20 protein-coding genes are annotated in these 21,568 nt (G+C 65.2%); 11 read left to right on the plus strand and 9 right to left on the minus strand.

Annotated features, from left to right (window positions below; translation table 11 throughout):
- Positions 1 to 114: 114 nt before the first annotated feature.
- The 4 genes from Sa4125_RS06480 to Sa4125_RS06495 all read left to right on the plus strand — a co-directional run bounded on the left by Sa4125_RS06480 (position 115) and on the right by Sa4125_RS06495 (position 3,616).
- Positions 115 to 798 carry a glutathione S-transferase N-terminal domain-containing protein gene (locus Sa4125_RS06480; RefSeq protein WP_224005005.1) on the plus strand — a complete coding sequence of 228 codons (684 nt, stop codon included), beginning with the start codon at positions 115 to 117 and terminating at the stop codon, positions 796 to 798.
- A 205-nt stretch (positions 799 to 1,003) separates the two neighbouring features.
- Positions 1,004 to 2,512, plus strand: a complete 1,509-nt coding sequence (locus tag Sa4125_RS06485; protein WP_224005008.1) for a hypothetical protein — start codon at positions 1,004 to 1,006, stop codon at positions 2,510 to 2,512.
- 94 nt (positions 2,513 to 2,606) lie between these two features.
- A complete protein-coding gene (locus Sa4125_RS06490) occupies positions 2,607 to 3,053 on the plus strand; it encodes a hypothetical protein (RefSeq protein ID WP_224005011.1) in 447 nt (148 codons plus the stop codon).
- A gap of 53 nt (positions 3,054 to 3,106) precedes the next feature.
- Entirely contained in the window at positions 3,107 to 3,616 is a 510-nt protein-coding gene (locus Sa4125_RS06495) for a hypothetical protein (protein WP_224005014.1), read from the plus strand.
- Between the two features lie 97 nt (positions 3,617 to 3,713).
- Here the strand turns inward: Sa4125_RS06495 and Sa4125_RS06500 are convergent, their stop codons facing one another.
- On the minus strand, positions 3,714 to 4,052 hold the full coding sequence (locus Sa4125_RS06500; protein ID WP_224005017.1) for a DUF2147 domain-containing protein: 339 nt from the start codon (positions 4,050 to 4,052) through the stop codon (positions 3,714 to 3,716).
- A 411-nt stretch (positions 4,053 to 4,463) separates the two neighbouring features.
- Here Sa4125_RS06500 and Sa4125_RS06505 point away from each other — a divergent pair, with 411 nt between their 5' ends.
- On the plus strand, positions 4,464 to 4,736 hold the full coding sequence (locus tag Sa4125_RS06505) for a sel1 repeat family protein (protein WP_224005020.1): 273 nt from the start codon (positions 4,464 to 4,466) through the stop codon (positions 4,734 to 4,736).
- Positions 4,737 to 4,792: 56 nt separating this feature from the next.
- On the opposite strand, the gene Sa4125_RS06510 is transcribed toward Sa4125_RS06505, so the two are convergent.
- Together Sa4125_RS06510 and Sa4125_RS06515 are read right to left on the minus strand one after the other, a co-directional pair.
- Positions 4,793 to 5,908, minus strand: coding sequence for a pyridoxal phosphate-dependent aminotransferase (locus Sa4125_RS06510; RefSeq protein ID WP_224005023.1), 1,116 nt, complete (start codon positions 5,906 to 5,908; stop codon positions 4,793 to 4,795).
- Between the two features lie 356 nt (positions 5,909 to 6,264).
- The gene (locus tag Sa4125_RS06515; protein WP_224005026.1) at positions 6,265 to 6,954 is read right to left on the minus strand and encodes a HAMP domain-containing sensor histidine kinase; all 690 of its coding nucleotides are present in this window, start codon (positions 6,952 to 6,954) and stop codon (positions 6,265 to 6,267) included.
- A gap of 148 nt (positions 6,955 to 7,102) precedes the next feature.
- Between Sa4125_RS06515 and Sa4125_RS06520 the strand changes: the two genes are divergently transcribed.
- The gene (locus Sa4125_RS06520; RefSeq protein ID WP_223998612.1) at positions 7,103 to 8,311 is read left to right on the plus strand and encodes an IS256 family transposase; all 1,209 of its coding nucleotides are present in this window, start codon (positions 7,103 to 7,105) and stop codon (positions 8,309 to 8,311) included.
- A gap of 16 nt (positions 8,312 to 8,327) precedes the next feature.
- On the opposite strand, the gene Sa4125_RS06525 is transcribed toward Sa4125_RS06520, so the two are convergent.
- The 4 genes from Sa4125_RS06525 to Sa4125_RS06540 all read right to left on the minus strand — a co-directional run bounded on the left by Sa4125_RS06525 (position 8,328) and on the right by Sa4125_RS06540 (position 13,019).
- On the minus strand, positions 8,328 to 9,035 hold the full coding sequence (locus Sa4125_RS06525) for a hypothetical protein (protein ID WP_224005029.1): 708 nt from the start codon (positions 9,033 to 9,035) through the stop codon (positions 8,328 to 8,330).
- A complete protein-coding gene (locus Sa4125_RS06530; protein WP_224005031.1) occupies positions 9,032 to 9,709 on the minus strand; it encodes a response regulator transcription factor in 678 nt (225 codons plus the stop codon). Before Sa4125_RS06530 ends, Sa4125_RS06525 begins: the two co-directional genes overlap by 4 nt.
- A 713-nt stretch (positions 9,710 to 10,422) precedes the next feature.
- Positions 10,423 to 11,706, minus strand: a complete 1,284-nt coding sequence (locus tag Sa4125_RS06535) for an IS66 family transposase (protein ID WP_223998294.1) — start codon at positions 11,704 to 11,706, stop codon at positions 10,423 to 10,425.
- A gap of 104 nt (positions 11,707 to 11,810) precedes the next feature.
- Complete coding sequence (locus Sa4125_RS06540) at positions 11,811 to 13,019, minus strand: IS256 family transposase (protein ID WP_223998301.1); 1,209 nt, start codon at positions 13,017 to 13,019, stop codon at positions 11,811 to 11,813.
- A gap of 79 nt (positions 13,020 to 13,098) precedes the next feature.
- On the opposite strand from Sa4125_RS06540, the gene Sa4125_RS06545 reads away from it, so the two are divergent.
- On the plus strand, positions 13,099 to 13,806 hold the full coding sequence (locus Sa4125_RS06545; RefSeq protein WP_224005034.1) for a phosphatase PAP2 family protein: 708 nt from the start codon (positions 13,099 to 13,101) through the stop codon (positions 13,804 to 13,806).
- 448 nt (positions 13,807 to 14,254) lie between these two features.
- Here Sa4125_RS06545 and Sa4125_RS06550 read toward each other — a convergent pair whose 3' ends face one another.
- Positions 14,255 to 14,782, minus strand: coding sequence for a gamma carbonic anhydrase family protein (locus Sa4125_RS06550; RefSeq protein ID WP_224005037.1), 528 nt, complete (start codon positions 14,780 to 14,782; stop codon positions 14,255 to 14,257).
- Between the two features lie 75 nt (positions 14,783 to 14,857).
- Positions 14,858 to 15,721, minus strand: coding sequence for a DMT family transporter (locus Sa4125_RS06555; RefSeq protein ID WP_224005040.1), 864 nt, complete (start codon positions 15,719 to 15,721; stop codon positions 14,858 to 14,860).
- 119 nt (positions 15,722 to 15,840) lie between these two features.
- Between Sa4125_RS06555 and Sa4125_RS06560 the strand changes: the two genes are divergently transcribed.
- From Sa4125_RS06560 to Sa4125_RS06575, 4 genes are read left to right on the plus strand one after another with little or no spacing between them, the layout of a single operon-like run.
- A complete protein-coding gene (locus Sa4125_RS06560; protein ID WP_224005042.1) occupies positions 15,841 to 17,247 on the plus strand; it encodes a PLP-dependent aminotransferase family protein in 1,407 nt (468 codons plus the stop codon).
- Complete coding sequence (locus Sa4125_RS06565) at positions 17,244 to 17,414, plus strand: hypothetical protein (protein ID WP_224005045.1); 171 nt, start codon at positions 17,244 to 17,246, stop codon at positions 17,412 to 17,414. Before Sa4125_RS06560 ends, Sa4125_RS06565 begins: the two co-directional genes overlap by 4 nt.
- Positions 17,411 to 18,736 carry a DNA repair exonuclease gene (locus tag Sa4125_RS06570; RefSeq protein ID WP_224005048.1) on the plus strand — a complete coding sequence of 442 codons (1,326 nt, stop codon included), beginning with the start codon at positions 17,411 to 17,413 and terminating at the stop codon, positions 18,734 to 18,736. The genes Sa4125_RS06565 and Sa4125_RS06570 overlap by 4 nt, the downstream gene beginning before the upstream one ends.
- Positions 18,736 to 21,384 carry an ATP-binding protein gene (locus tag Sa4125_RS06575; protein ID WP_224005051.1) on the plus strand — a complete coding sequence of 883 codons (2,649 nt, stop codon included), beginning with the start codon at positions 18,736 to 18,738 and terminating at the stop codon, positions 21,382 to 21,384. The genes Sa4125_RS06570 and Sa4125_RS06575 overlap by 1 nt, the downstream gene beginning before the upstream one ends.
- Positions 21,385 to 21,568 lie beyond the last annotated feature (184 nt).

Below are 21,568 nucleotides of genomic sequence, written 5' to 3' on the forward strand. Positions count from 1 at the left end.
TCACCCGGCGCGGCGGGCCGTTTTCGAACGCGCCGTCAACGACGGCGGCGGATGGCGCCGCATCGGTCGCGCCCTAGGTGGATCGCTGACGCCCACCCCTCACGGAGATAGCCGATGGCTGCGATCGAACTCTACTACTGGCCAACCCCGAACGGCTGGAAGGTCTCCATCATGCTGGAGGAACTCGGCCTTCCCTACGACGTGAAATACATCAACATCGGCAAGGGCGAGCAGTTCGAGCCTAGCTTCCTCAAGATCGCGCCTAACAACCGCATGCCCGCCATCGTCGATCCCGATGGCCCCGGTGGCGCGCCGATCTCGGTCTTCGAATCCGGCGCGATCCTTCAATATCTCGCTCGCAAGAGTGGAAAATTCTATCCGCAGGAGGAGCGGGCGCGCGTCGCCGTCGAGGAATGGCTGTTCTGGCAGGTCGGCGGCCTCGGCCCGATGGCCGGCCAGGCCCATCATTTCCGCCAGTACGCCCCGGAAAAGATCCAGTACGGCATCGACCGCTACACCAACGAGGTCCACCGCCTCTACGGTGTCATGAACCGGCGTCTCGGCGAGACCGAATACCTCGGCGGCGATTACTCCATCGCCGACATGGCCTGCATCGGCTGGATCGTCCCGCACGAAAACCAGGGCCAGGACCTCGCCGAATTCCCGAACCTCAAGCGCTGGTTCGAGACGCTCAAAAACCGGCCGGCCGTGGAGCGGGGCCTGGCGCTCGGCGCCGAGCACCGCAAGAACATCGCGCAGGACGAGGAGGCGAAGAAGGTGCTGTTCGGGCAGCGATGAATGAGCGCAGCGGGGGGCCTGTACCCCAGGCTCCCCGCTGCGTTCCGTTCCGCCGCTGTCGTCATCTCTCCCTGCCGAGGCTCAAACGCGCAACATGCCACCCGGCGAAGATGATTGCCTGGCTAACATCCTATGATTTTGTTTGATTTACATAATTTTAACTTTTACGTTATGCGCACTGAGCGCCTTTATATGGAAATTTATAATGTCATCGGCATGGTCTTTTTTTTCAGGGCGCAACTCAAACGAGAGCAAGGAACCCTCAGCCAGGGAACCGGTCGTACCAACACTGCCAGGTCCGAACGTGCATGCTGATCCGCAACCTCATCCCCGCCCCTCCCGACCGCTTGATATCCTGGGACAACGCAACGAGATGCTGCGCGTCCGCTTCAGCCAGATGGTCGATCGGCTCGAGGACCTAAAGTCTCTCAGTGATGACTTCTCGATGATTATCGAGCCAATCGAGGCTATTGCCGTCGAGCTGCCCCAGGCCAAGGCTCGTGTCATGGAAACTGAAGCTTTGCTCTCCCGAGAGATCGAGGCCAATCAGAATCTGCGTCGCGAAGTGGATTCTTTGACTAGTGAACTCTCAGCTACTTCGGGCGAGCTGACTTCTTTTTCAGCGCGCTCGCGAAAACTGGAAGCTGAGTGTCAAGAGATGGCAGGGTCGGTCGATGAGCAGCGTGCGCTGCTTCGCGATCAGGCCCAGCTACTCGACAATGTCGAGCGTCAACTGGCGGTTGAGGCAGAGCAGCATTCTTCTGTTGCCGCCGAGTTGGCGCTGCAGCGAGCCGAGAACGAGGCGGTGGTGCAATCATTGCAGCGCGCTCAAAGCGCCTTGCAGCGTGAGTCGGAACAGCACTCCATATTCGAGCGCGAAAGTCGGCGTCTGCATCAGCTGGTCGGTGAGCAGAGCGAGCGCATCGTTGCGTTAGAGGCCCGCGCCAACGAACTCGCCGAGCAGCGGGATCGCCAGGCGCAAACCGTCGCCGCGCTCGAGGCTCGGTTGCACGAGACGGAGCTTGCCCGCCAGAAGGCCGAAGGGGAGCATGAAAGCGCGGTCGGGCAGCTGACGGCCGAGCGCACGTCTCTTAGTTTGAAGGTTGATGCGGTCGCCGCACGCCTGGCGTCGACAGAGCACATTCTCACCAAGGTCCGCACCCAGTTCCGCGACAAGGACGAGGCCTTGCGTACGACCGAACGCAGCCTCAAGGACGCACTTCTGGAGCGCATATCTGCCGACAGGCGGCTGGAAGCGATGCGTAGCGAGTTGGGCCACCAGACTGTGCAACTCGGTGAGCTTCAGCGCCTGCGGCAGGAGGCCGATGAGCGATCCGAGATGCTGACGAAGGCACTGGCGGCCAAGGATGTCGCCTTGGAGAACAGCATGGCCAAGGCCGGCAGTCTCGGAGACCGGCTGGAGAGCCTAACGAAGAGATACGAGAATGACCGAGTGACGCAAGAGGCGGCCAACCGCCGGCTGATTGAAGAATTGGAGAGTGAACGGGCCGAACGCACCCTGGCTCAAGGGGCGCTCGAGATTGCCCGGGAGAATCGCGTTGCCTTGCAGCGTCAGAATGAAACCCTGAAACGGGCGGTGCGCGCGATCCAGACCCAGAGCGAGCCCGTCGGCTCCGAACAGTACCATCTGCCGGATGCCGGCCATGTGACAAATGTCAGTTTCCTGACGCTATCGGACAGCCGTCCGGAGTAGTATCTACGAAAGTGTCGGCGTTAATAAAAAAAATGAGCTAAAGCGGGTCAGTGTAATACCGCGGAAGTTATGGCATGGCATCGGGGAGGTAAGAGTGTCATCTACAGTTGAGGTTGAAGTTGAGCGTTCGTGGCCGATCCGGGGATCGGCCGATATCGTCCGGAGCGAAATCTCGAACAAGGAGCGGACTGCGGCAGTTCATCCAATCGAGAAGAGAGACTTTCCCGATGGCATTCCACATGAGGAGCCGCGTCGCGATTGGGCAGCAGCGCTCACTCTAGTCGAGGAGGCCTCTGAGGCCATTCGCATGAGCGCCGAGCGAGTGACCGAATTGGAGCGCGCGGCCGAAACCCAGGCGCATCAGATGCGCGAAGATCTTTTGATGATGCAGCGGCAGTTGCAACAGGCGCAAAGGGAGATCGCCGCTGCCAATATGAGGGCAGAAGCGGCGGAAGCCCAGGCAAGCGAGTCGGAAGCGTGGTTGATGCGCCTTGATCAGGCGATCACCCATGGCTTCGGCCCGGTCTCTAGGCGCGATTGATTTTGCGGATGCAGCCGCATGTTCAATCAGGGTGTGACGTCGGAGAATTGAAGATGGAAGAGGCGATACCAGTCTTTCCAGGGCGATATCGCTCGATGAAGGGTTCGGACGAACCCGGCATCTGGGATGGTCCAGATGTCTTTGCTCCAGAGGCGTCACTGATGCCTTCGCATGCGCTCGCTGCCACTCAAGGCAGGATGTCGAGCCAATCGTCGGTCGATGGCGCGAATGCCGTTCAGATGGTCGAGCGGGCCGCCGAACTGATCAAGGAGTACGAGCGGAGGTTCGTGGCGATCGAAGCGGACGCACGCTCCTTTATCGAACGGGTCGAGAAGGAGCGTGCGGCGCTGAAGTCGCGCATTCATTCGCTGCAGATAAACCTCGCCGAGAGCGAGATGCATGCCCGTTCGCTCGAGAATGCCTTGCAGAGATCCAATACCGAAGTCGTCGAGTCACAATTCGAGATCAGGTCGCTGAAGAATGGCCTGCAGAACGCGGCAAAAGAACTAGCCCAGTCATCGGCCTACTTTCAGCGCATCCAGGAAAAGCTGGGCAATGTCTGACTGGCATGTCGACGGCGTCCGGGTATCACCCACCGGATTTCTTCGTAGCCGGTAGGCTCGTCGGACGCCGTGCACCTTCGGTTGCCGGTGAGGTGGCCTACTGCCGCGACCAGGTCTGCGACTTGCAGAAGATCTTCAGCGCGCAGCCGGTGAGCTTCATCGACGCGCCGGTGACGGTGGCGCTGCCGGCATAGGTCTTGTCGACCTTGGGGTCGGTGATCTCGCCGGAGTATTTTTGACCCGACCCGCTCATCTTGCCGATCTGGCGGCCCTTCGACTGGCCGGTGAGGAGGGTGATGCAATAGGCCTTGCCGCAGCTGGCGATCTTGGCGGTCTCGCCGCTGGCGGTGGTCCAGGTGCCGACGACCGGCTCGGCGGCGCTGGCGGCGAGGGATCCGAGCAACAGAGCGGCAAAGGCGATGGAAGTGGTCTTCATGCGGTGTCCTCCCGAGACAGAGGGGAAGCCGGCGGCATGAGCTGCTCTCTCGGGTTCCCTTGACGTAAGCGTAAACCAGGATGGGCCGGGTGGCCAAGCGAAATCTGCCGGGCCTTCTGTCCGGATTTCGGCCATGCTCTCTCTCGACGTGTTTTTGCGGCGAAGCCGGGACATGGTTATGGAAGAGTTCACGCCCGACAAGGTGACAGTTTGTTAATCCGGGGCCAAAGGACTGTAATACAAGGCGTCGGCGTTTCCTGTCTTTGAAGTGTTATCAAGAGATGACCGAAGCATTTAATTCAAATTAGCCACGCCTTTTAGCGGAGTGTTCAAGCGAAGCCGGCATTCTCGGGACATCCAAACAGGGCGGATCGAGCCGCCCGGAACAACCGAGACAACAGGGAAAAGACCATGGCCCGCTTCGACTTCACCGACCACTCCACCGGCACCATCGGCGCGACCTTCACCCCCAGCGCCGACGTCCTCTTCCAGATGGGCATCCTCTGCGCCTCCGGCCGCGACGGCGCCGTCGATCTCGTCGCCGCGCACATGTACCTGAACCTTGCCGACCGCGGCGGCGCCGAGGACGCGGCCTATCATCGCCAGCAGGTCGCCGAGCAGATGACGAAGCTGGAACTCGCCAAGGCGCTGCGCGCCGCCCGCGAATGGATCGCCTTCCACTGAGCTTTCCATCGCTGATGCCGTCGGTCCGTCGCGACGATCCGGCGCGACGCCGGTGCTCAGCCCACTCTCTGCAAGGCGACGTGCAGCGCCGCCTCGAACAGGACCATGTCGGCCTCGCGCCCGACGCTGACGCGGATCATCCGGTCGAGCGGGGCAATGCCCGGCATGCGGATGAAGACGCCCTCCTTCAGAATTTCCGCCAATATCGCCCTGGCATGGGCGGCATCCCGGCCGCAGTCGATGGCGACGAAGTTCGTCGCCGAGGGAAGCGGTTGCAGCCCCGCGGCAGACGCGATGCCTGAAAGCCGCGTGCGTGCCGCAGCGATGCCTGCCACCGTAGCGCGCAAAAACTCCTGGTCGCCGAGCGCGGCCACCGCGCCGGCCTGCGCCATGCGCGACACGCCGAAATGATTGCGCACCTTGTCGAACTGGCCGATCGAGCCGGGATCGCCGAAGGCGTAGCCGACCCGCACTCCCGCCATGCCATAGGCCTTGGAAAAGGTCCGGAAACGCACGAGGTTCGGCCGGATGAGATCGACCGGGGGCAAGACGCCCTCCGGCGCCATGTCGCCATAGGCCTCGTCGAGGACGAGGATCGTCTCCTCCGGCGTCTCGCGGATCAGCCGCTCGATCTCCGATGCCGCGTGGAACGACCCCGTCGGATTGTCGGGATTGGCGAAGTAGAGGAGCTTTGGCCGTGTCTCCCGCGCCCGCTCGAGCAGGGCGTCGATGTCCTCGAAGATCGCGGGTCTTTCGTCGCGATAGGGCACGGTGTCGAGGACGGCGCCGCGGCCGGCTACGTGATAGTTGAAGGTGGGGTAGGCGCCGCGCGAGGTGAGGACACTGTCGCCGGCCTCCGTCGCGAGATGCACGAGATGGCCGAGCAGCCCGTCGATGCCCTCGCCGACGGTGATGTTCTCCGGTTTCAACCCGTGATGGGAGGCGAGCGCCGCCTTCAGCGCGAACTGCTCGGGATCGCCATAGGCCCAGCTTTCCGCCGCCGCCGCCGCCATCGCCGCGACGACTTTCGGCGAGGGCCCGAACACGCTCTCGTTCGCCCCGAGCCGTGCCTTGAAGGCGACGCCCGTCCGGCGCTCCAGCGCCTCCGGCCCGACGAAGGGGATCGTCGCCGGCAGCGAGCGGGCGAGGGCGGAGAAGAGCGGAGCGGTCATGGCGTTTTCCGGCAAAGGATGGGGCAGGCCTCTTCTGCCGCGTTTTGCCGGTTCTGGCCAGCCGGCCGCCGCGCCGCCGCGGGCCAAGTGCTTTCCGTCACGCGGTGGCGAACGCCACCAAATGGACTTCGCCAGGAGCGCTAGGAAATGGCTGGGCTGGGTGGAAGCCGTCATTCCCAGGACTGGCGTTCAACGGCGGCTATGCGCCCCCTATGGTCGTTTTGGCGCGATCCAGCGCCTTCCAGAGGCGGACATCCAATCTTGCCGGGCATGCCGCTAACCTTTCCCACAAACCGCCACTGCCCCGGTTGCGCCGAAGATTCGTCGTTATCTATCATTCGTCCAGCATCGAGCGCCTAACGAGGATCTCGGTCCAATCTGAAGGTCATTCGAAATGCTGCCCCGCTCACTGTGGGTTCCAGCCTGAAGGTTCCACTCATGCGCCGCATGGCAGTTTCACATATCGAAAGTCCTAGTCCGCTTCCGGAACGAGCATCGTCATTACCCCGGACGAATCGCGCAAAGGTCGAGTAGGGAAATTCTCGCGGCAACCCCGGACCCGTATCGGTAAATAGAAGTGTTCCGTCATTGGAGACAGAGACCTTTACACTGGTGCCAGCCGGGGTGTGTTTGCGAACATTGTCCAATAGATTACGCATGATGAGGGCGATCAGTGTCGAGTCTCCGATTATTTGGACAGGTAAATCTAGGCCGTCCGCCTCAAGCAACCATCCGGCCGACACCAGCCGCGGGGCCGCCTCATGCAGGACCTGGGCAACTGTCTCGCCGAGGTAGAGCGAATGCAGGGAGAAGACCGTACTGCCATCCAACCGAGCGATGTGCAGCAGCTGCTCGATGAGACGGGCCATTGCATCGATGTCTTGCATGGCCGCATCCCGGTCGGGATCAGATGCAAGGCTTTCCAGCCGTAGCTTGAGGTCGGCAAGCGGCGTCCTCAGTTCATGAGCGGCATGAATGGAGAAATCGCGTTGAGCGACGGCACCGGCCCTTATGCTGTCCAGGGCATGGTTGACGGCGGCAATCAACGGCTGAACCTCCGCAGGTGCCGATGAGCCGGCGGGTAGTGTCCGCGCTGGTGGTGGAAACTCGGATCTCAGATGGTGCGACGGAGGTGGCCACCGGATTGGCCGGCTAAGGTGGAGTTGCGAGACTTCAACCTGACCGGAGCACCCGATGACCGAGGACAGATTACCGCTTGCCGAGCTTCTGGCAAAAGCCGGAGACGGCGATTTCCTGAGGACGATAGCCGAGAGCGTGATGCAGCTTCTCATGGAGGCCGACGTGGAGGGCATGATCGGCGCCGGGCGCCATGAACGCACCCTGGAACGGGCGACCTATCGCAACGGCTACCGGGACCGCTCGTTCGATACCCGGCTTGGCTCCTTGCAGCTTCGCATCCCCAAGCTTCGACAAGGCAGCTACTTTCCGCCGTTCCTGGAACCGAGAAAGCTCTCGGAGAAGGCGCTTGTCGCGGTCATCCAGGAGGCCTGGATCAGCGGCGTGTCCACGCGTCGCGTCGACGATCTGGTGCAGGCCATGGGACTGTCGGGGATCGGCAAGAGCACGGTGTCGAAGCTGTGCAAAGATATCGACGACCGCGTCGGCGGCTTTCTCGATCGCCCGCTCACCGGCGACTGGCCCTATCTCTGGCTCGACGCGACCTACCTGAAGCAGCGCGAAGGCGGCCGTATCGTCTCGGTGGCGGCAATAATCGCTGTCGCCGTCAACACCGACGGCAAGCGCGAGATCGTCGGCCTTCACATCGGGCCCTCGGAAGCGGAGACCTTCTGGTCGACCTTCCTCAAGAGCCTCGTGCGCCGCGGCCTTTCCGGCGTGAAGCTCGTGATATCGGATGCCCATGAAGGGCTGAAGGCCGCCATCCGCCGGGTGTTCAGCGCCTCCTGGCAGCGCTGCCGCGTCCACTGGATGCGCAACGCCCTGTCCTATGTCCCGAAGGCGCAGCAAAGCATGGCGGCTGCGGCCCTGCGCCAGGCCTTCATCCAACCCGATCGCGCCGGCGCGGCCCAGGCGCTGCGCCACGTCGCCGACCAGCTCCGGGGAAAGTGTCCCAAGCTCGGCAGCTTCATCGACGACAGCGAGACCGACGTGCTGGCGCATCTGGACTTTCCCGGTCAGCATCGGACCCGGATCCATTCGACCAATTCCCTGGAGCGCCTGAACAAGGAGGTGAAGCGGCGCGCCGATGTCGTCGGCATCTTCCCGAACGAGGGCTCCATCATCCGCCTCATCGGCGCCGTCCTCCTCGAGGCCAACGACGAATGGCAGACGCAAAACCGCTACATGCAGACCGAACCCATGGCCGAACTCATGTCCAACAGCACCAAGCCCGAAACCGTACGTATTTCCACCGCAGCCGCCTGAAACCGAGCCGCTTCAGTTACACCCCAATTTCCACCACGTTGACGGACACGACCGAGCCGGCGAGCCGCTGATGCCCCAAGTTGTCAAAGGTGATCCGTTCGGCCTGCGCGGCCACTTGTCGAAGTCCCAGTAGACTGAAGCGAACGATGCTCACTGCGGTGAGCACCATGACAACAAGCATTGCCAGCGCCGCCCACCCCAGCTCTTCGAGAGATTGAGCAAAGAAAGTATTGGTCAAAGCGGTGACATCCGAACGCGGTCGTGCCAGTCGGAGCCACACTCCAAACTCCGGCACAAAAAGTTCGGCGATGAGGACTGGTCCGGTGCCGTCGAGCGTCGGTCCGATCAAAAGAACGGGTTCTGGGTCTGCTGGTCCGGGGCGTCCGGCTGGAGCATTGGCGTCGGACCGATCCAGCACCTTCCCTGTCGCATCCGTGACGGTGTAGCCGTAGACTGGCCGTGTGCCTGACAGAAGTCCGCTATAGGGTGGGTCGATCTCTGATGATGGCTCGGTCGGGCGGTCGAACACGACCGTGCCGCCAGGGTTGTGCCGAAGCAATCCCGCCCATTCCTCGACTTGAGTGGAGAGACCGCGTTCTTCTATCCCGAATTGGCCGCGCGTGAACTCCAGGGACAGGATCGTACCGGCACCGATAAGGGTCAACGCGGACATCGCGGTCACGATGACCGCGAGCCTCACATCGAGGCGGTAGGTCCGTCTCACGATCGGGTCTCGCACAGGATATAGCCCAGGCCTCGAAGCGCCTTGAGCTCGACCGTCGCCCCCGCGTCCGAAAGCTTCCTGCGAAGCCGATGAACCAGCGTCTCGACCGCGTTGTCCGACCAATCCTGATGAAGCGCATAGAGATGCTCGCCCAGCATCCGCTTGGGCGTCACCCGGTCGCCGGCACGGATCAACTTGTCGAGGGCGGCATGTTCCTGAGCCGTCAGCCTGACGTCTCGATCAGCCACAGTCAGGCTCGTGCTATGAGGATCGTAGAGGAGATTCCCTATGCGCAACTCGGTAGCCGTGATTTCCGGGAAGCGTCGTCGCAGCGCCCTCAGTCTTGCCAACAGCTCTTCGGTTGCAAACGGCTTGACGAGATAGTCGTCAGCCCCCGCATCCAATCCAGCCACCCGGTCCCCGATCTCGTCCCGCGCGGTGAGCATCAGCGTCGGCGTGCGCAGACCGGCGGCACGGGCAGACCTAACCAGCGCCCGCCCATCGCCATCGTCGAGCATGACGTCCACGATGCAAAGGTCGTATGCCGCTATTTTCCACGCCGCCTCGGCGTCCGCGACGGTCGCGAACACATCGACCGCATGACCGGCCTCGGTGAGCCGTCGCCCCAAGGCCTCGGAAAGCAAGCGGTCATTCTCGACGACCAGAATTCGCATCACGACTCCCCATGACCTCACGTCGGCTGGTCAACATGAAGCTCCCACTTTGCTGACGGGCTGTGTGTATTGCGACGAAGCCGCCCGGGCATTTCCGAGATTTAGTCGCCCGGGATCCCGGGATGATGTCGCCCGCCCCTTCGAGCGCCGCTGGCCGCTGATTTTCCTGTCACCCAGAGCTTGCCCGGTCAATCTCTCATTGCCGGTCCGGGGCGGGTCTGCCGCATGCTGTCGCCGCAGAGCTCGATGCGATCGGGTTCTGGATGCGGCGATCGCGTATCGCGTTGGCGTAGGTCTTGTATCGACGACCACGTGCCGGCTGGCGACGACGTCTCAGATAAGCGAAAGGAGCGGCTCTAGACAGCCCAGCAGCGCCGTCCCCTCGCGGGCGACTTCAAGTCGAGAACGGTGGGCGAGATCATCTCGGACTGGCGGGCGACAACTCTCGGAATTCGCAGAGCTGTCGAAAGCCGATTGCGCCGGAGTGATCGTGGCGAGGGGTCGCCGCACGCGAGCCAGAAAGCCCGACACGTGCGCTGCTCAGCTCCAGCGGCTTCGTCGAGAACTCGCAGGGCCCCAATCTGCAAGTTTTCTGCAAGTTAGCCAGCGCATGCGCCGCGGCTATGAGCATATCCCTATCCAATCCCGCTTCATCCGGCGCGAAATCACACCTTCCGATTATGTAATTACCCACCCCCGCATTCCGTAGAATGTCAGGCGCCTACCGTCTCGAGAATTGTGTTGAAGACGTTGCCCCCTTGGCGCAGCCGGGCGGTATCGACGACGGTTCGGATGTCAGCTTCGCCTTCGGCGGCCCACATGGATCGATAGCCGTTGGTGACCTTGCGCTGGATCACGGCCGGTCGCAGGGCGCGCTCGCAGCCGTTGTTGGTGGCCTCGACCATCCCGGTCCAGAGAGTGAAGGTCAGGAGCTGGTCGCGCGCTCGCCTGAACTTGTGCTGGACCACTCGAGCGAAAGGGCAGGAGGTCGGTGCGGCGAGGATCTCGGAAAGACTTCGCTCCAGTGCACGGCGCTTGGCGACGATGGTCGATGCGGCGAAGGTCGTGATGCCGCTGGCCAAAGCGAAAGCCTTGGACAGCCAGATCCGCAGCCGCGACGGCAGCAGATCCTCGCCCGCCTGTTCGGCGTAGGCGACGTCGCGGGCCAGATGAGCCAGACAGGTCTGATGGGCGTCGGCATGTCCCTGCTGGGCAGAGTAGCGATCGGAACACCAGACCTTTGGCCGGTGCCCGTCCATCAGGGTCCTGACCACGATGGCACCACGGGTCGGAGCGGCACGATGGACGACTGCGTCATCGCAGCGAAACACCCATTGGAAGGCGTTGCTGCCTTCGATGCGAACGCCGGTCTCGTCCGAGGCCACCACCTTGGAGCGGCGCAGGGCGGCAATGGCGAGATCGCGGTCGGCGACGAAGGTGCCCTGCGCCCGGCGCAGCATGTTCATCAGCCCGCCCTGGCTGATCTGCAAGCCGAAGAGATCGGCCAGAGCTTTCTGAAGCCGTTCATAGGACAGGGCCTGGAAGGTCTTAAGATAGGTCGCCACCGCATGCAGCCGCGGCCCGAACGGCGTCCCCCTTGCCGCATCGGGCAATCCCGCTGAGACAAGCGTGCCGCAGGAAGGACAACAAACCGAAAGCCGGCGATGACGCGTCACGAACGGCTTGATCTCCGGCAGATCGACCGTCTCGTACGTGCCGCCGATCTCCGCGGGAAGGCTATCGGCCAGGGCTGCCTGGCAGCAGGAGCATTGCTCGGGACGGTGATCGACGAGCCGATCGAAATCCTCACCCATCGCTCGGCTGTGGCCTTCGTGACCGGGCTTGGCGCCGCCAGGTCTTGCCTGCTCACGGCGCTCCTTGCGGTCACTAGACGGAGGCTTCGAGGATGTGCGTGACGTCTTCTCCGGACGCTGAATCTTCAGCACCAGATCGATCAACTCTTCCTTCGTCAGACGCTGCAAATCACCGCGATCCATCCGTCCATGGATTCAGGGAATTCGGCCCGTGACAAGGGGGTGGGTAATTACCGGTCGTGTCCGTCAACGTGGTGGAAATTGAGTGTAGCTGAAGCGGCTCCGTTTCAGGCGACTTCGGTGGAAATCTGTTCGGGTTTTGCAGTGTTGCCCATGGCCATGAGGTCGGCCATGGGTTCGGTCTGCATGTAGCGGTTCTGGATCTGCCATTCGTCGTTGGCCTCGAGAAGGACGGCGCCGATGAGCCGGATGATGGATCCCTCGTTCGGGAAGATTCCGACGACGTCGGCACGCCGCTTCACCTCCTTGTTCAGGCGCTCCAGGGAATTCGTCGAATGGATCCGGGTCCGGTGCTGACTGGGAAAATCCATGTGCGCCAGCACGTCGGTCTCGCTGTTGTCGATGAAGGCCCCGAGCTTTGGACACTTTCCCCGAAGCTGGTCGGCGACGTGGCGCAGCGCCTGGCTGGCGCTAGCACGATCGGGCTGGGCGAAGGCTTGGCGCAGCGCGGCCGCCGCCATGCTCTGCTGCGCCTTCGGGACATACGACAGGGCGTTGCGCATCCAATGCACCCGGCAGCGCTGCCAGGAGGCGCTGAACACCCGGCGAATGGCGGCTTTCAGCCCTTCGTGAGCATCCGAGATCACGAGCTTCACGCCGGACAGGCCGCGGCGCACGAGGCTCTTGAGGAAGCTCGACCAAAACGTCTCCGCTTCCGAGGGGCCGATGTGAAGGCCGACGATCTCGCGCTTGCCGTCCGTGTTCACGGCCACGGCGATTATGGCGGCGACCGAAACGATGCGTCCACCCTCGCGCTGCTTCAGGTAGGTCGCATCCAGCCAGAGGTAGGGCCAGTCGCCAGTGAGAGGACGGTCGAGGAAGCCGCCGACGCGTTCGTCGATGTCTTTGCACAGCTTCGATACGGTGCTCTTGCCGATCCCCGACAGCCCCATGGCCTGTACCAGATCGTCGACCCGCCGGGTGGAAACGCCGCTGATCCAAGCTTCCTGAATGACGGCAACCAAGGCCTTCTCCGAGAGCTTTCTCGGCTCCAGGAACGGCGGGAAGTAGCTGCCCTGCCGAAGCTTGGGTATCCGAAGCTGCAACGAGCCGAGCCGCGTGTCGAGCGAGCGGTCGCGGTAGCCATTGCGATAAGTCGCCCGTTCCTGCGTCCGTTCGTGGCGCCCGGCGCCGATCATGCCTTCAACGTCGACCTCCATAAGGAGCTGCATCACGCTCTCGGCTATCGTTCTCAGGAAATCGCCGTCCCCGGCTTTCGCAAAAAGCTCGGCAAGCGGTAGTCTGTCCTCGGTCATCGGGTTCTCCGGTCAGGTTGAAGTCTCGCAACTCCACCTTAGCCGCCCTATCCGGTGACCGCCTCAGCCACACCTTTCAATGTCGGAATTTCCACCACGAGCGCGGACACTACCTAATTACCCGATTATCGCGTTCTCTTTTGGCATTTTGGCAACCAGCCTGTTTTTCTGGAGCTTTCCAGAGGTCGATTTGGTTGTCAGCCGCTGGTTCTTCAGCCCCATCGACGGTTTTATCTTGTCCGCCGATTCAAACCTGCAGTGGATCCGTAACAGTGGTCCTTGGGTCTTGGCCGGGGTTATTGTCATTATATTGGTCCGCATTCTCCGCGATGCCATCAACGGTGCCTTGATCTGGTCTCGAGTACGGAAGCCAGTTTGGCTGCTGTCGGGACTAGCTCTTGGTCCAGGGCTCATTGTGAACGGCCTCTTGAAGGCGCACTGGGGCCGACCCCGACCAATCCAGATCGACGTCTTTGGTGGGGACGCAGTACACCAGATGGTGTGGGTCATCAGCGACTGGTGCGAGGGAAACTGTTCGTTTGTCAGCGGAGAGGCTTCCTCGTCAGCTTGGCTTGTCGCTGCGGCCCTCGTTACGCCCAAGCCCGTAAGGCTGGCTGCCATAGCAGCGGCTCTCGTTTATGCTGGATCGTTATCGCTGACCCGGATCGCCTTCGGCGGACATTTCCTTTCGGATGTTGTCCTCGCCTGGCTTATCTGCGGACTCATATTTGCAATCCTTTACCGCCTTATTCTGGATACGACTTATCCCGCTTCGCTCGGGCGGTAATCCCATCTAGCAAAACGGGTTACGGTTCGAGCCGATCTGCCAGGTCCTGCCGATCCCCTGTCGACGTATCACGAACATGCCGCTCGCGAGTGAGAAGCGTCTCGCAGGCCTAACTCGCTATCGTTGTGAGACGTCGCCGAAGGACCGTGGCCGGATGGCGGGTTTCGCGGGTCTGGGGTTCGGAGCGGACGGTCCGCTCTTCGCCCGACGCTCGCGTTCGCAGGGATCAGCCGCATTGGCAGCAGTGGGTCGAAAGCCCCAGTCCTCCAGTGGCTATCGCTAGCTGCTTCCGGTGTTTCCGGGACTGTTTGGGACGTTGCCTCTGACCCGCCACCTTCGCTTGCGTCCGCGGCCATGGGTCAACTGGTTCTCATCCACCTGCTTTGGCGGGGACACCTTCGCCGCTGCGATGCCGAGCGCCTCAGCTACGGGGTGCTCCTCCGGCCCGTCAGACGTCGATCCGCTTGAGCCCCGCGGCAAAGCGCCGGGCATTGTCGCAGTAGTGCGCGGCCGAGGCGCGCAGGGCGTCGGCCGAGGCGGCGTCGAGTTCGCGCACGGCTTTCGCCGGTGCGCCGACGATCAGCGAATGGTCGGGAAACACCTTTCCCTCGGTGACGAGCGCGTTGGCGCCGACGATCGAATGGGCGCCGATGACCGCGCCGTTGAGAATGTTCGCGCCCATGCCGATCAGCGTGTTCTCGCCGATCGTACAGCCATGCACGATGGCGCCGTGACCGACCGTGCAGCCGGCACCGATGGTCAGGGGAAAGCCGATATCGCTGTGGAGCGTCGCATTGTCCTGGATGTTCGTGCCGTCGCCGACCGCCATCCACTCGTTGTCACCGCGCAGCACCGCGCCGAACCAGATGCCGACGCCGGCCCCCAGCCTGACCCGCCCTATCACCCGCGCCCCGTCGGCGATGAACACGTCCCCGGCCAATTCGGGCGCCTGCCCGTCGAGTGCATAGACCGCCATGATGTCCTCCCGGATTGGCCCGGGAAAGTGCGGCAGCGGGGCAGGCGGGTCAAGGTGGGGGCGCGGCAGCGGCGCTCAGCGGGCGAACCTCCTGGCGCCGAACACGCAGATGAGGACCAGACCCGTAACGGCGATCATCGACCAGGCAACCGGCTCGCCCAGCAGAAGCCAGGCGAGAGCCAGGCCGAAGAAGGGTTGCAGCAGCTGGAGCTGGCCGACGCCGGCAATGCCGCCGATTGCGAGGCCCCGATACCAGAACACGAAGCCGACGAGCATCGAGAAGACCGAGACGTAGGCGAGGCCCGACCATTGTGGGACGGTGATGACATGCCAGCTGACGGGCAGCGTCGCCAGGGCGATTGCGGCCATCAGCGGCAGCGCCAGAAGCAGGGCCCAGGAGATGACCTGCCAGCCGCCGAGGCGACGCGAGAGCGTCGCGCCCTCGGCATAGCCAAGGCCGCAGAGGAGGATGGCGGCGACCATCAGGAGGTCTCCCGTCAGCGAGCTCGGACCGCTTTGCCAGAGCGCGAAGCCGGCGACGGACAGGCCGCCCATGAGCGCGAACAGCCAGAAGACCGGCCTTGGCCGCTCGCCGCCCCGCAACACGCCGAAGATCGCGGTGGCCAGCGGCAGCAGTCCGATGAAGACGATCGAATGGGCCGGGGTGATGTGCTGGAGCGCCAGCGCGGTCAGGAGCGGAAAGCCGGCCACGACACCGACCGCGACGACCGCGAGCGACAGGATATCGGTTCGTGCGGGCGGTCGCTGACGCAGGATGAGCAGCAGGGCGCAGCCGAGAAGCGCCGCGATGACGGCGCGGGCCGAGGTCAGGAAGAGCGGCGAAAAACCACCCACAGCGACGCGCGTCGCCGGCAGCGAGCCGCTGAAAATGATGACGCCGAGAAGCCCGCTTCCCCAGCCTGCCGTCGTGCGTTCCATGCCGATCCCCCCGTTTATGATGGGGGAGAAGCTAGGCGGACCCGCCTGACAGAGGTAGCGACAGTACGGTACAGTCGCGCATATCCGTATTGCCTTCGTCAGCAGCACAGTTGGGTCCCATGCTTGAGCCGTCAGAGCCGCCTGTCTCGCAGACCGGCAGGGTGGTCGATGAAATCCGGCGGCGGATGGCGCGGCGGCTGCTGACGGACGGGGATAAACTGCCATCCATCCGGGCTTTCGCAAAAACCATGGGCGTGTCGCCTTCGACTGTGGTGGAAGCCTATGACCGTCTGGCGGCGGAGGGCGTGATCCGGTCGCGACCCGGTTCCGGATTTTACGCTGCCGGAGCGACGCCGCCGCTGGTCCTTGCCGATGCCGAACAGACGCGCGACCGGGAGATCGACCCCTTGTGGGTGTCGCGCCTGTCGCTCGATGCCAGTCCGGGCATGCTCCGGCCGGGGTGCGGCTGGCTGCCCGCCGACTGGATGCCGAACGCGGCCATCCGGCGCGCCCTGCGAGAGGAGGCGAAGGCGGGCAGCCGGACCCTGGTCGAGTACGGGGCGGCGCGCGGCTCCCTGGACCTTCGGCGTCATCTGGCGCGCCAGTTCGGGGCGGAGGGCATCGCGGCGAACCCCGAGCAGATCCTCCTCGCGTCGACCGGGACGCAGGCCATCGACCTGCTCTGCCGGTTCTTTCTGCGGCCGGGCGACAAGGTGCTGCTCGACGACCCCTGCTATTTCAACTTCCGGGCGCTTCTGCGGGCGCACCACGTCGACATCGTGAGCGTGCCCTATACTCGGACCGGCCCGGATACTGCGCTGTTTGCCGCTGCGGTGGAGCGGCACCGGCCGCGCCTCTACATCACCAATTCGGCGATCCACAACCCGACCGGAGCATCCCTGTCGGCACAGACGGCGCACCGCGTTCTGACCGCGGCCGCCGCCCACGGCATGACCATCATCGAGGACGACATCTTCGGCGATTTCGAAGCCGAATTCTCGCCCCGGCTCGCCGCCCTCGACGGACTGGTAGACGTGGTGCGCGTCGGCAGCTTCTCGAAGACGCTGTCGGCGTCGATCCGGTGCGGCTACATCGCCGCCCGTCCCGAATGGATCGAAGGCCTGATCGATCTTCAGGTGGCGACCAACTTTGGCGGCCCCAGCCCGATCGCCGCCGACCTGATCCTGCACACCCTGAACAATGGCAGCTACCGCAAGCATCTGGCAGCGCTGCGCCTGCGCCTGAGCCGGTGTCGCAAAGGCGTCGGTGCATCGCTGGAATCGCTCGGCATCGTGCCCTGGACGGTGCCCCGGGGCGGCTTCTTCCTGTGGTGCCGGCTCCCCGGACACAGGGACGCGGCCCACGTCGCCAAGGCGGCGTTTCGACAGGGCGTCGTCCTCGCGCCCGGCAATGTCTTCAGCCCGTCGCAGACAGCGGCGGACTGGATGCGCTTCAATGTGGCGCAGATGGACGATCCGCGGATCGCGGTCGTCCTGCGGGAGGCGCTCGGACAAGCCGGGACATGACCGCCGCCTGCCGGTCGATAGCGGCGACGACGAACACAAACGGGCGCTGGGCATCCGGCCTGAAGAAACCGGTTGAAATCCTCGCTTCCCTGCGCGCCTGCCTTGCCTTCGCCGCCGGCTTTGCGCAGCAAGGGGGCCCGGCAGCCAAGGTTTCTGAGCGATCGTGATCCGTTTCCTCCATACCGCCGACTGGCAGATCGGCAAGCCGTTCGGCGGCTTCGACGCGGAAAAGCGCGGCGAGCTGAAGGGCAAGCGCTTCGAGACGGTGGGGCGGCTCGCGCGCCTCGCGTCCGAGCGGCAGTGCGATGCGGTTCTCGTCGCCGGCGACGCCTTCGACGACAATACCGTCAGCGACCGCGAGATCCGTCGCACGCTGGAAGCGATGGCGGCCTTTGCCGGGCCCTGGGTCATGCTGCCGGGCAATCACGATGCCGCGCTCAGCGTCTCGGTCTGGTCGCGGCTGCGCCGGCTCGGCCTGCCGGGAAACGTCATCGTCGCCGATGCGCCTGAGCCGATCCTCCTCGCCGGGGGGCGGATGGTCGTTCTGCCGGCACCGCTGGTGCGCCGGCATGAGGGCGCCGACCTGACCGCCTGGTTCGACCGGGCCGAGACGCCGGGCGCCGCCATCCGCGTCGGCCTCGCCCACGGCTCGGTCGCCAACCGCCTGCCTGAAAAGGCCGAGAGCGGCAATCCGATCGCCGACGACCGGGCCGACCGGGCGCGGCTCGATTATCTCGCCCTCGGTGACTGGCACGGATTTCTCGAGATCGCGCCGCGAACCTTCTATAGCGGCACCCCCGAGCCCGACCGCTATCCCGCCAACCGGCCGGGCCATGTCGCGATCGTCGAGATCGACGCGCCGGGCGCTCGGCCGCGCGTCGAGGCGGTGGCGGTCGCGGGCTTTGCCTGGGCGTCGCGCGCGGTCTCGCTTCTCGGCGATGCGGCGGAGCTCGACGACGTGCTCGGCGCCATCGAACGGCCGGGGCAGACGCTGGTGAATGTCAGCCTGTCCGGCAGCCTGCCGCTGCGCGGGCGGGTGGATCTCGACGATCGGCTCGCCTTTTGGGGCGCGCGCTTCTTCGATCTGCGCGTCAACGATGCCGGGCTCGTCGACGCGCCGGACGAGGAGGATCTCGACCGCATCGACGTCGCCGGCTTCGTGCGCACCGCCATCGATCGCTTGCGCCGGAAGGCTGCCGATCCGGCCGATCCGGAGCGCGCGGCGGCGGCACTGGCGCTGCGCATCGCCTATGTCGAGCATGTCCGCCTCGCGCCCGCGGCGCCGGCGCGCCCGTTGGCGGCGCCGCCCGCGACGGGCAGCGGCGGAGAGACTGGCGGGACGCGAAGCTCCGCGGCACAGGACGCGCCGGCGACCGACGCGGCCGCCTCTCGGCCCGATGGGGCCGCGCCGGACTTTTCCTCCGCTGCGCCCGAGCCGGCGCCCGAGGATCCGGGCGCCGGGATGGCAGCGCCCGCAGGAGCCGGCTGATGTATCTCACTGCGCTGTCGCTGAAGGATTTCGCCGGCCTCGGCGCCGTGTCGCTCGAAGACTTCGAGCCCGGGCTGAACGTCATCGTCGGCGACAACGAGGCGGGCAAGTCGACGCTTCTGGTCGCGCTGCGGGCCGCCTTCTTCCAGAAACACCGGGCCGGCGGCGAAGCGGTGAAGGCACTCGCCCCCTATGGCCGCACGGTGCGGCCGGAGATCAGCGTCGACTTCACCACCGGCGGGACGTCCTACAGCCTTTCCAAGGGCTTCCTGCAGCGGCCTGAAGCGTCGCTTGCCTGGCCGGGCGGGTCGCTGTCGGGGGATGCGGTCGAGGACAAGCTCGCCGAACTCCTCGGCTTCGCCCATTCCAGCGGCGCCAAGCTGAAGCGCGACGAGCACCAGGGCGCTTTCGGCTTGCTCTGGGTCGAGCAGGGCCGCTCGCACGAGCATGATCTCGACCTCGGCGTCGGCAAGAATGCCGTCACCGCCTCGCTGGAAGGCGAGATCGGCCAGATCCTCGGCGGCGAGCGCGGGCGCGCGCTGCTCGGTGCCGCCGAGGCGCGGCAGGCGGTCTTCTTCACCGCCGGCGGACGGGTGAAGGATTCGGGACCCTTGCGAGAGGCGGAGAAACGGCTGCAGGCGCTGCAGGCGGACCTCGCCGACCGGCTCGCGGCGCGCGACGCCTACGAGGAAAAGATCGAGCGGTTGCGCCGCCGCCGCGAGGTCCTGAAGACCTATCTCGACGAGGATGCGGTGACCGCGGCCGAAACGGCGGTCGAGGCGGTCGAGGCCGAGGCGCGCGCCGTCGAAGGCTTTGCCGCGCATCACGAGGGCGCAAAACGCGATCTCGAGGCGGCGGAAGCCCGCCGGGCCGCCGCCGCGGAGCGCCTTGCCGCGCGCGAGCGCCTTCAGCGGTCGCTGGCCGAGGCGACGGCACGCCGGGATGCGGCGACGACGGGGCTCCTCGACCTCCGCCGGTCGCAGCAGGCCGAACGCGCCGAACTCGCCCGGCTGGAGGAAGCGCGCACCGACGCCCGCGCCGCCTTCGCGCTGGCCGAAGCGGCGAACGAGGCGAGCCTTGCCGGGGCCGAGCGGGCACGGGTGCTGGCCGAGATCGCCCGCCTCGAAGCGCGCATTGCCGAGGCCGCCGCGCTGGAGGCCCGGCTTCGCGAGCTCGGCGCGGTTCCAGCCCAGCGCCTCGACCGCGCCGCGCTGAAAAGCCTCGAGGCTGCCGAGCAGAACCGGCGCGAGGCCGAGATCCGCATGGCCGCGACGGCGCCGACCGTCACTTTTTCGCCGGACACGGGGTGTTCGGCGCGCGGTGCCGACGGCACCGAGATTCCGGCCGGCGCGGCGCTGCCGGTGCTGGCGCGCAGCACCTATGACCTCGCCGGCTTCGGCCGCATCACCATCGAGCCGGGCGGCGACGCGGCGCAACTGCGCCGTGCCTTTGACGAGGCGGCGGCGGCGCTCGCAGCCCTCCTCGCGCGCCACCGCGTGGCAAGCCTCGACGATTGTCGCCAGAAGCTTCGGGCCGCCGAGGAGCAGGCGAGCGCGACGCTGCTCGTCAAGACGCAGCTTGAAACCCTTCTGCCGGAAGGCATGGCCGCGGCCACCGCGGCCCTGGCGGCGCAGACCGCCGCGCTGGCGCAACTGCCGGCGGCCGAAGAGGCACAGCGCGACGCGGGCGCAACCGATGGGGCCACCGCTGCCGCCGAAGCCCGCACGCGGCGGCGCGAGGCCGAGGCGCGCCGCGCCGCCGCGGACGCCGCCGTGGAAGCGGCGCGAAAACTTGCCGCCACCTTCGACCAGCGCCTCGCCAAGGCCGAGGCCGAGGCCGAGCATCTCGCGCGGAGCGTGGCCGATCTGGCGGCGCAGCTGGCGGCGGCCGAACAGGCGCGAACCGCTGCCGCCCTCAGCGAAGATCTCGCCGCCGCCGATGTCGACCGCAGCGCGAAAGCTGCCGTCGTCGCGCTGCGCCGCCACGCCCTCGACGCGGCGGACCCCGAGACCGTCCTCCGCTCGCTCTCCGCCAGGCGCCGCGCCTTGGACGAAATCCGTCGCACCGTCTCGGGCCTCAAGGAGGAGACCTCGGCGCTGGAGGGAGAGCTCCGGGCCGAAGGCCTGTCCTCGCTCGGCGAGGACATCGCGCGGCTGGAGGGAGAGACGGAGACGCTCGAGTCGCGCGTGCGTCGGCTCACGCTGGAGGCCGCCGCCGCGAAGCTCCTCCACACCGAGCTCTGCGCCGCGCAGCGTGACGCGCGCGAACACTGGCTCGGGCCGATCAAGGCGCAGGTCGCGCCGTTCCTGAAGCTGATCCACCCGGAAAGCGAGATTGCCTTCGACGACGCGACGCTCGCCATCACCGGGCTGAACCGGCGCGGCGTCGCCGAGGAGTTCAAGCGCCTTTCGGCCGGCGCGCGCGAACAGGTCGCCGTCGTCACGCGCCTGGCGCTCGCGACGGTGTTGAAGCGCGGCGGACACCCCGCGCTGGTCATCCTCGACGACGCGCTCGTCAACACCGACGAGGAGCGCCTGAAGCGCATGCATCTGGTCCTCCAGAAGGCGGCCGAGGCGATGCAGATCGTCGTCCTCACCTGCCGGGAACGCGATTTCCGCGATCTCGGCGGCAAGATGTTCCGGCTCTAGGTGGGCGCCGGCCGCCTTGTCCGAGAAAGGATGCGGCCGTTCTGATGGAGATCGGCCGCGCTTCTGGATTGACGCTGCGGGGCGCTCAAGCAAGATCTGCACTGCCGCGCCGGCCGTGTCGCCGGCCGGAGACGGAGAGACCCATGCAAGCCACCCTGGCCCTCGCCCTCGAGATCTGGCCCTT

Source organism: Aureimonas sp. SA4125 (genome assembly GCF_019973775.1).
GTDB lineage: Bacteria > Pseudomonadota > Alphaproteobacteria > Rhizobiales > Rhizobiaceae > Plantimonas.

Excerpts from the sequence above, each read along its gene's own strand:
- Sa4125_RS06480 (WP_224005005.1), top strand. The coding sequence starts at position 115 with ATGGCTGCGATCGAACTCTACTACTGGCCAACCCCGAACGGCTGGAAG.
- Sa4125_RS06485 (WP_224005008.1), top strand. The coding sequence starts at position 1,004 with ATGTCATCGGCATGGTCTTTTTTTTCAGGGCGCAACTCAAACGAGAGC.
- Sa4125_RS06495 (WP_224005014.1), top strand. The coding sequence starts at position 3,107 with ATGGAAGAGGCGATACCAGTCTTTCCAGGGCGATATCGCTCGATGAAG.
- Sa4125_RS06500 (WP_224005017.1), bottom strand. The coding sequence starts at position 4,052 with ATGAAGACCACTTCCATCGCCTTTGCCGCTCTGTTGCTCGGATCCCTC.
- Sa4125_RS06505 (WP_224005020.1), top strand. The coding sequence starts at position 4,464 with ATGGCCCGCTTCGACTTCACCGACCACTCCACCGGCACCATCGGCGCG.
- Sa4125_RS06510 (WP_224005023.1), bottom strand. The coding sequence starts at position 5,908 with ATGACCGCTCCGCTCTTCTCCGCCCTCGCCCGCTCGCTGCCGGCGACG.
- Sa4125_RS06520 (WP_223998612.1), top strand. The coding sequence starts at position 7,103 with ATGACCGAGGACAGATTACCGCTTGCCGAGCTTCTGGCAAAAGCCGGA.
- Sa4125_RS06530 (WP_224005031.1), bottom strand. The coding sequence starts at position 9,709 with ATGCGAATTCTGGTCGTCGAGAATGACCGCTTGCTTTCCGAGGCCTTG.
- Sa4125_RS06535 (WP_223998294.1), bottom strand. The coding sequence starts at position 11,706 with ATGGATCGCGGTGATTTGCAGCGTCTGACGAAGGAAGAGTTGATCGAT.
- Sa4125_RS06540 (WP_223998301.1), bottom strand. The coding sequence starts at position 13,019 with ATGACCGAGGACAGACTACCGCTTGCCGAGCTTTTTGCGAAAGCCGGG.
- Sa4125_RS06545 (WP_224005034.1), top strand. The coding sequence starts at position 13,099 with ATGTCGGAATTTCCACCACGAGCGCGGACACTACCTAATTACCCGATT.
- Sa4125_RS06550 (WP_224005037.1), bottom strand. The coding sequence starts at position 14,782 with ATGGCGGTCTATGCACTCGACGGGCAGGCGCCCGAATTGGCCGGGGAC.
- Sa4125_RS06555 (WP_224005040.1), bottom strand. The coding sequence starts at position 15,721 with ATGGAACGCACGACGGCAGGCTGGGGAAGCGGGCTTCTCGGCGTCATC.
- Sa4125_RS06560 (WP_224005042.1), top strand. The coding sequence starts at position 15,841 with ATGCTTGAGCCGTCAGAGCCGCCTGTCTCGCAGACCGGCAGGGTGGTC.
- Sa4125_RS06565 (WP_224005045.1), top strand. The coding sequence starts at position 17,244 with ATGACCGCCGCCTGCCGGTCGATAGCGGCGACGACGAACACAAACGGG.
- Sa4125_RS06575 (WP_224005051.1), top strand. The coding sequence starts at position 18,736 with ATGTATCTCACTGCGCTGTCGCTGAAGGATTTCGCCGGCCTCGGCGCC.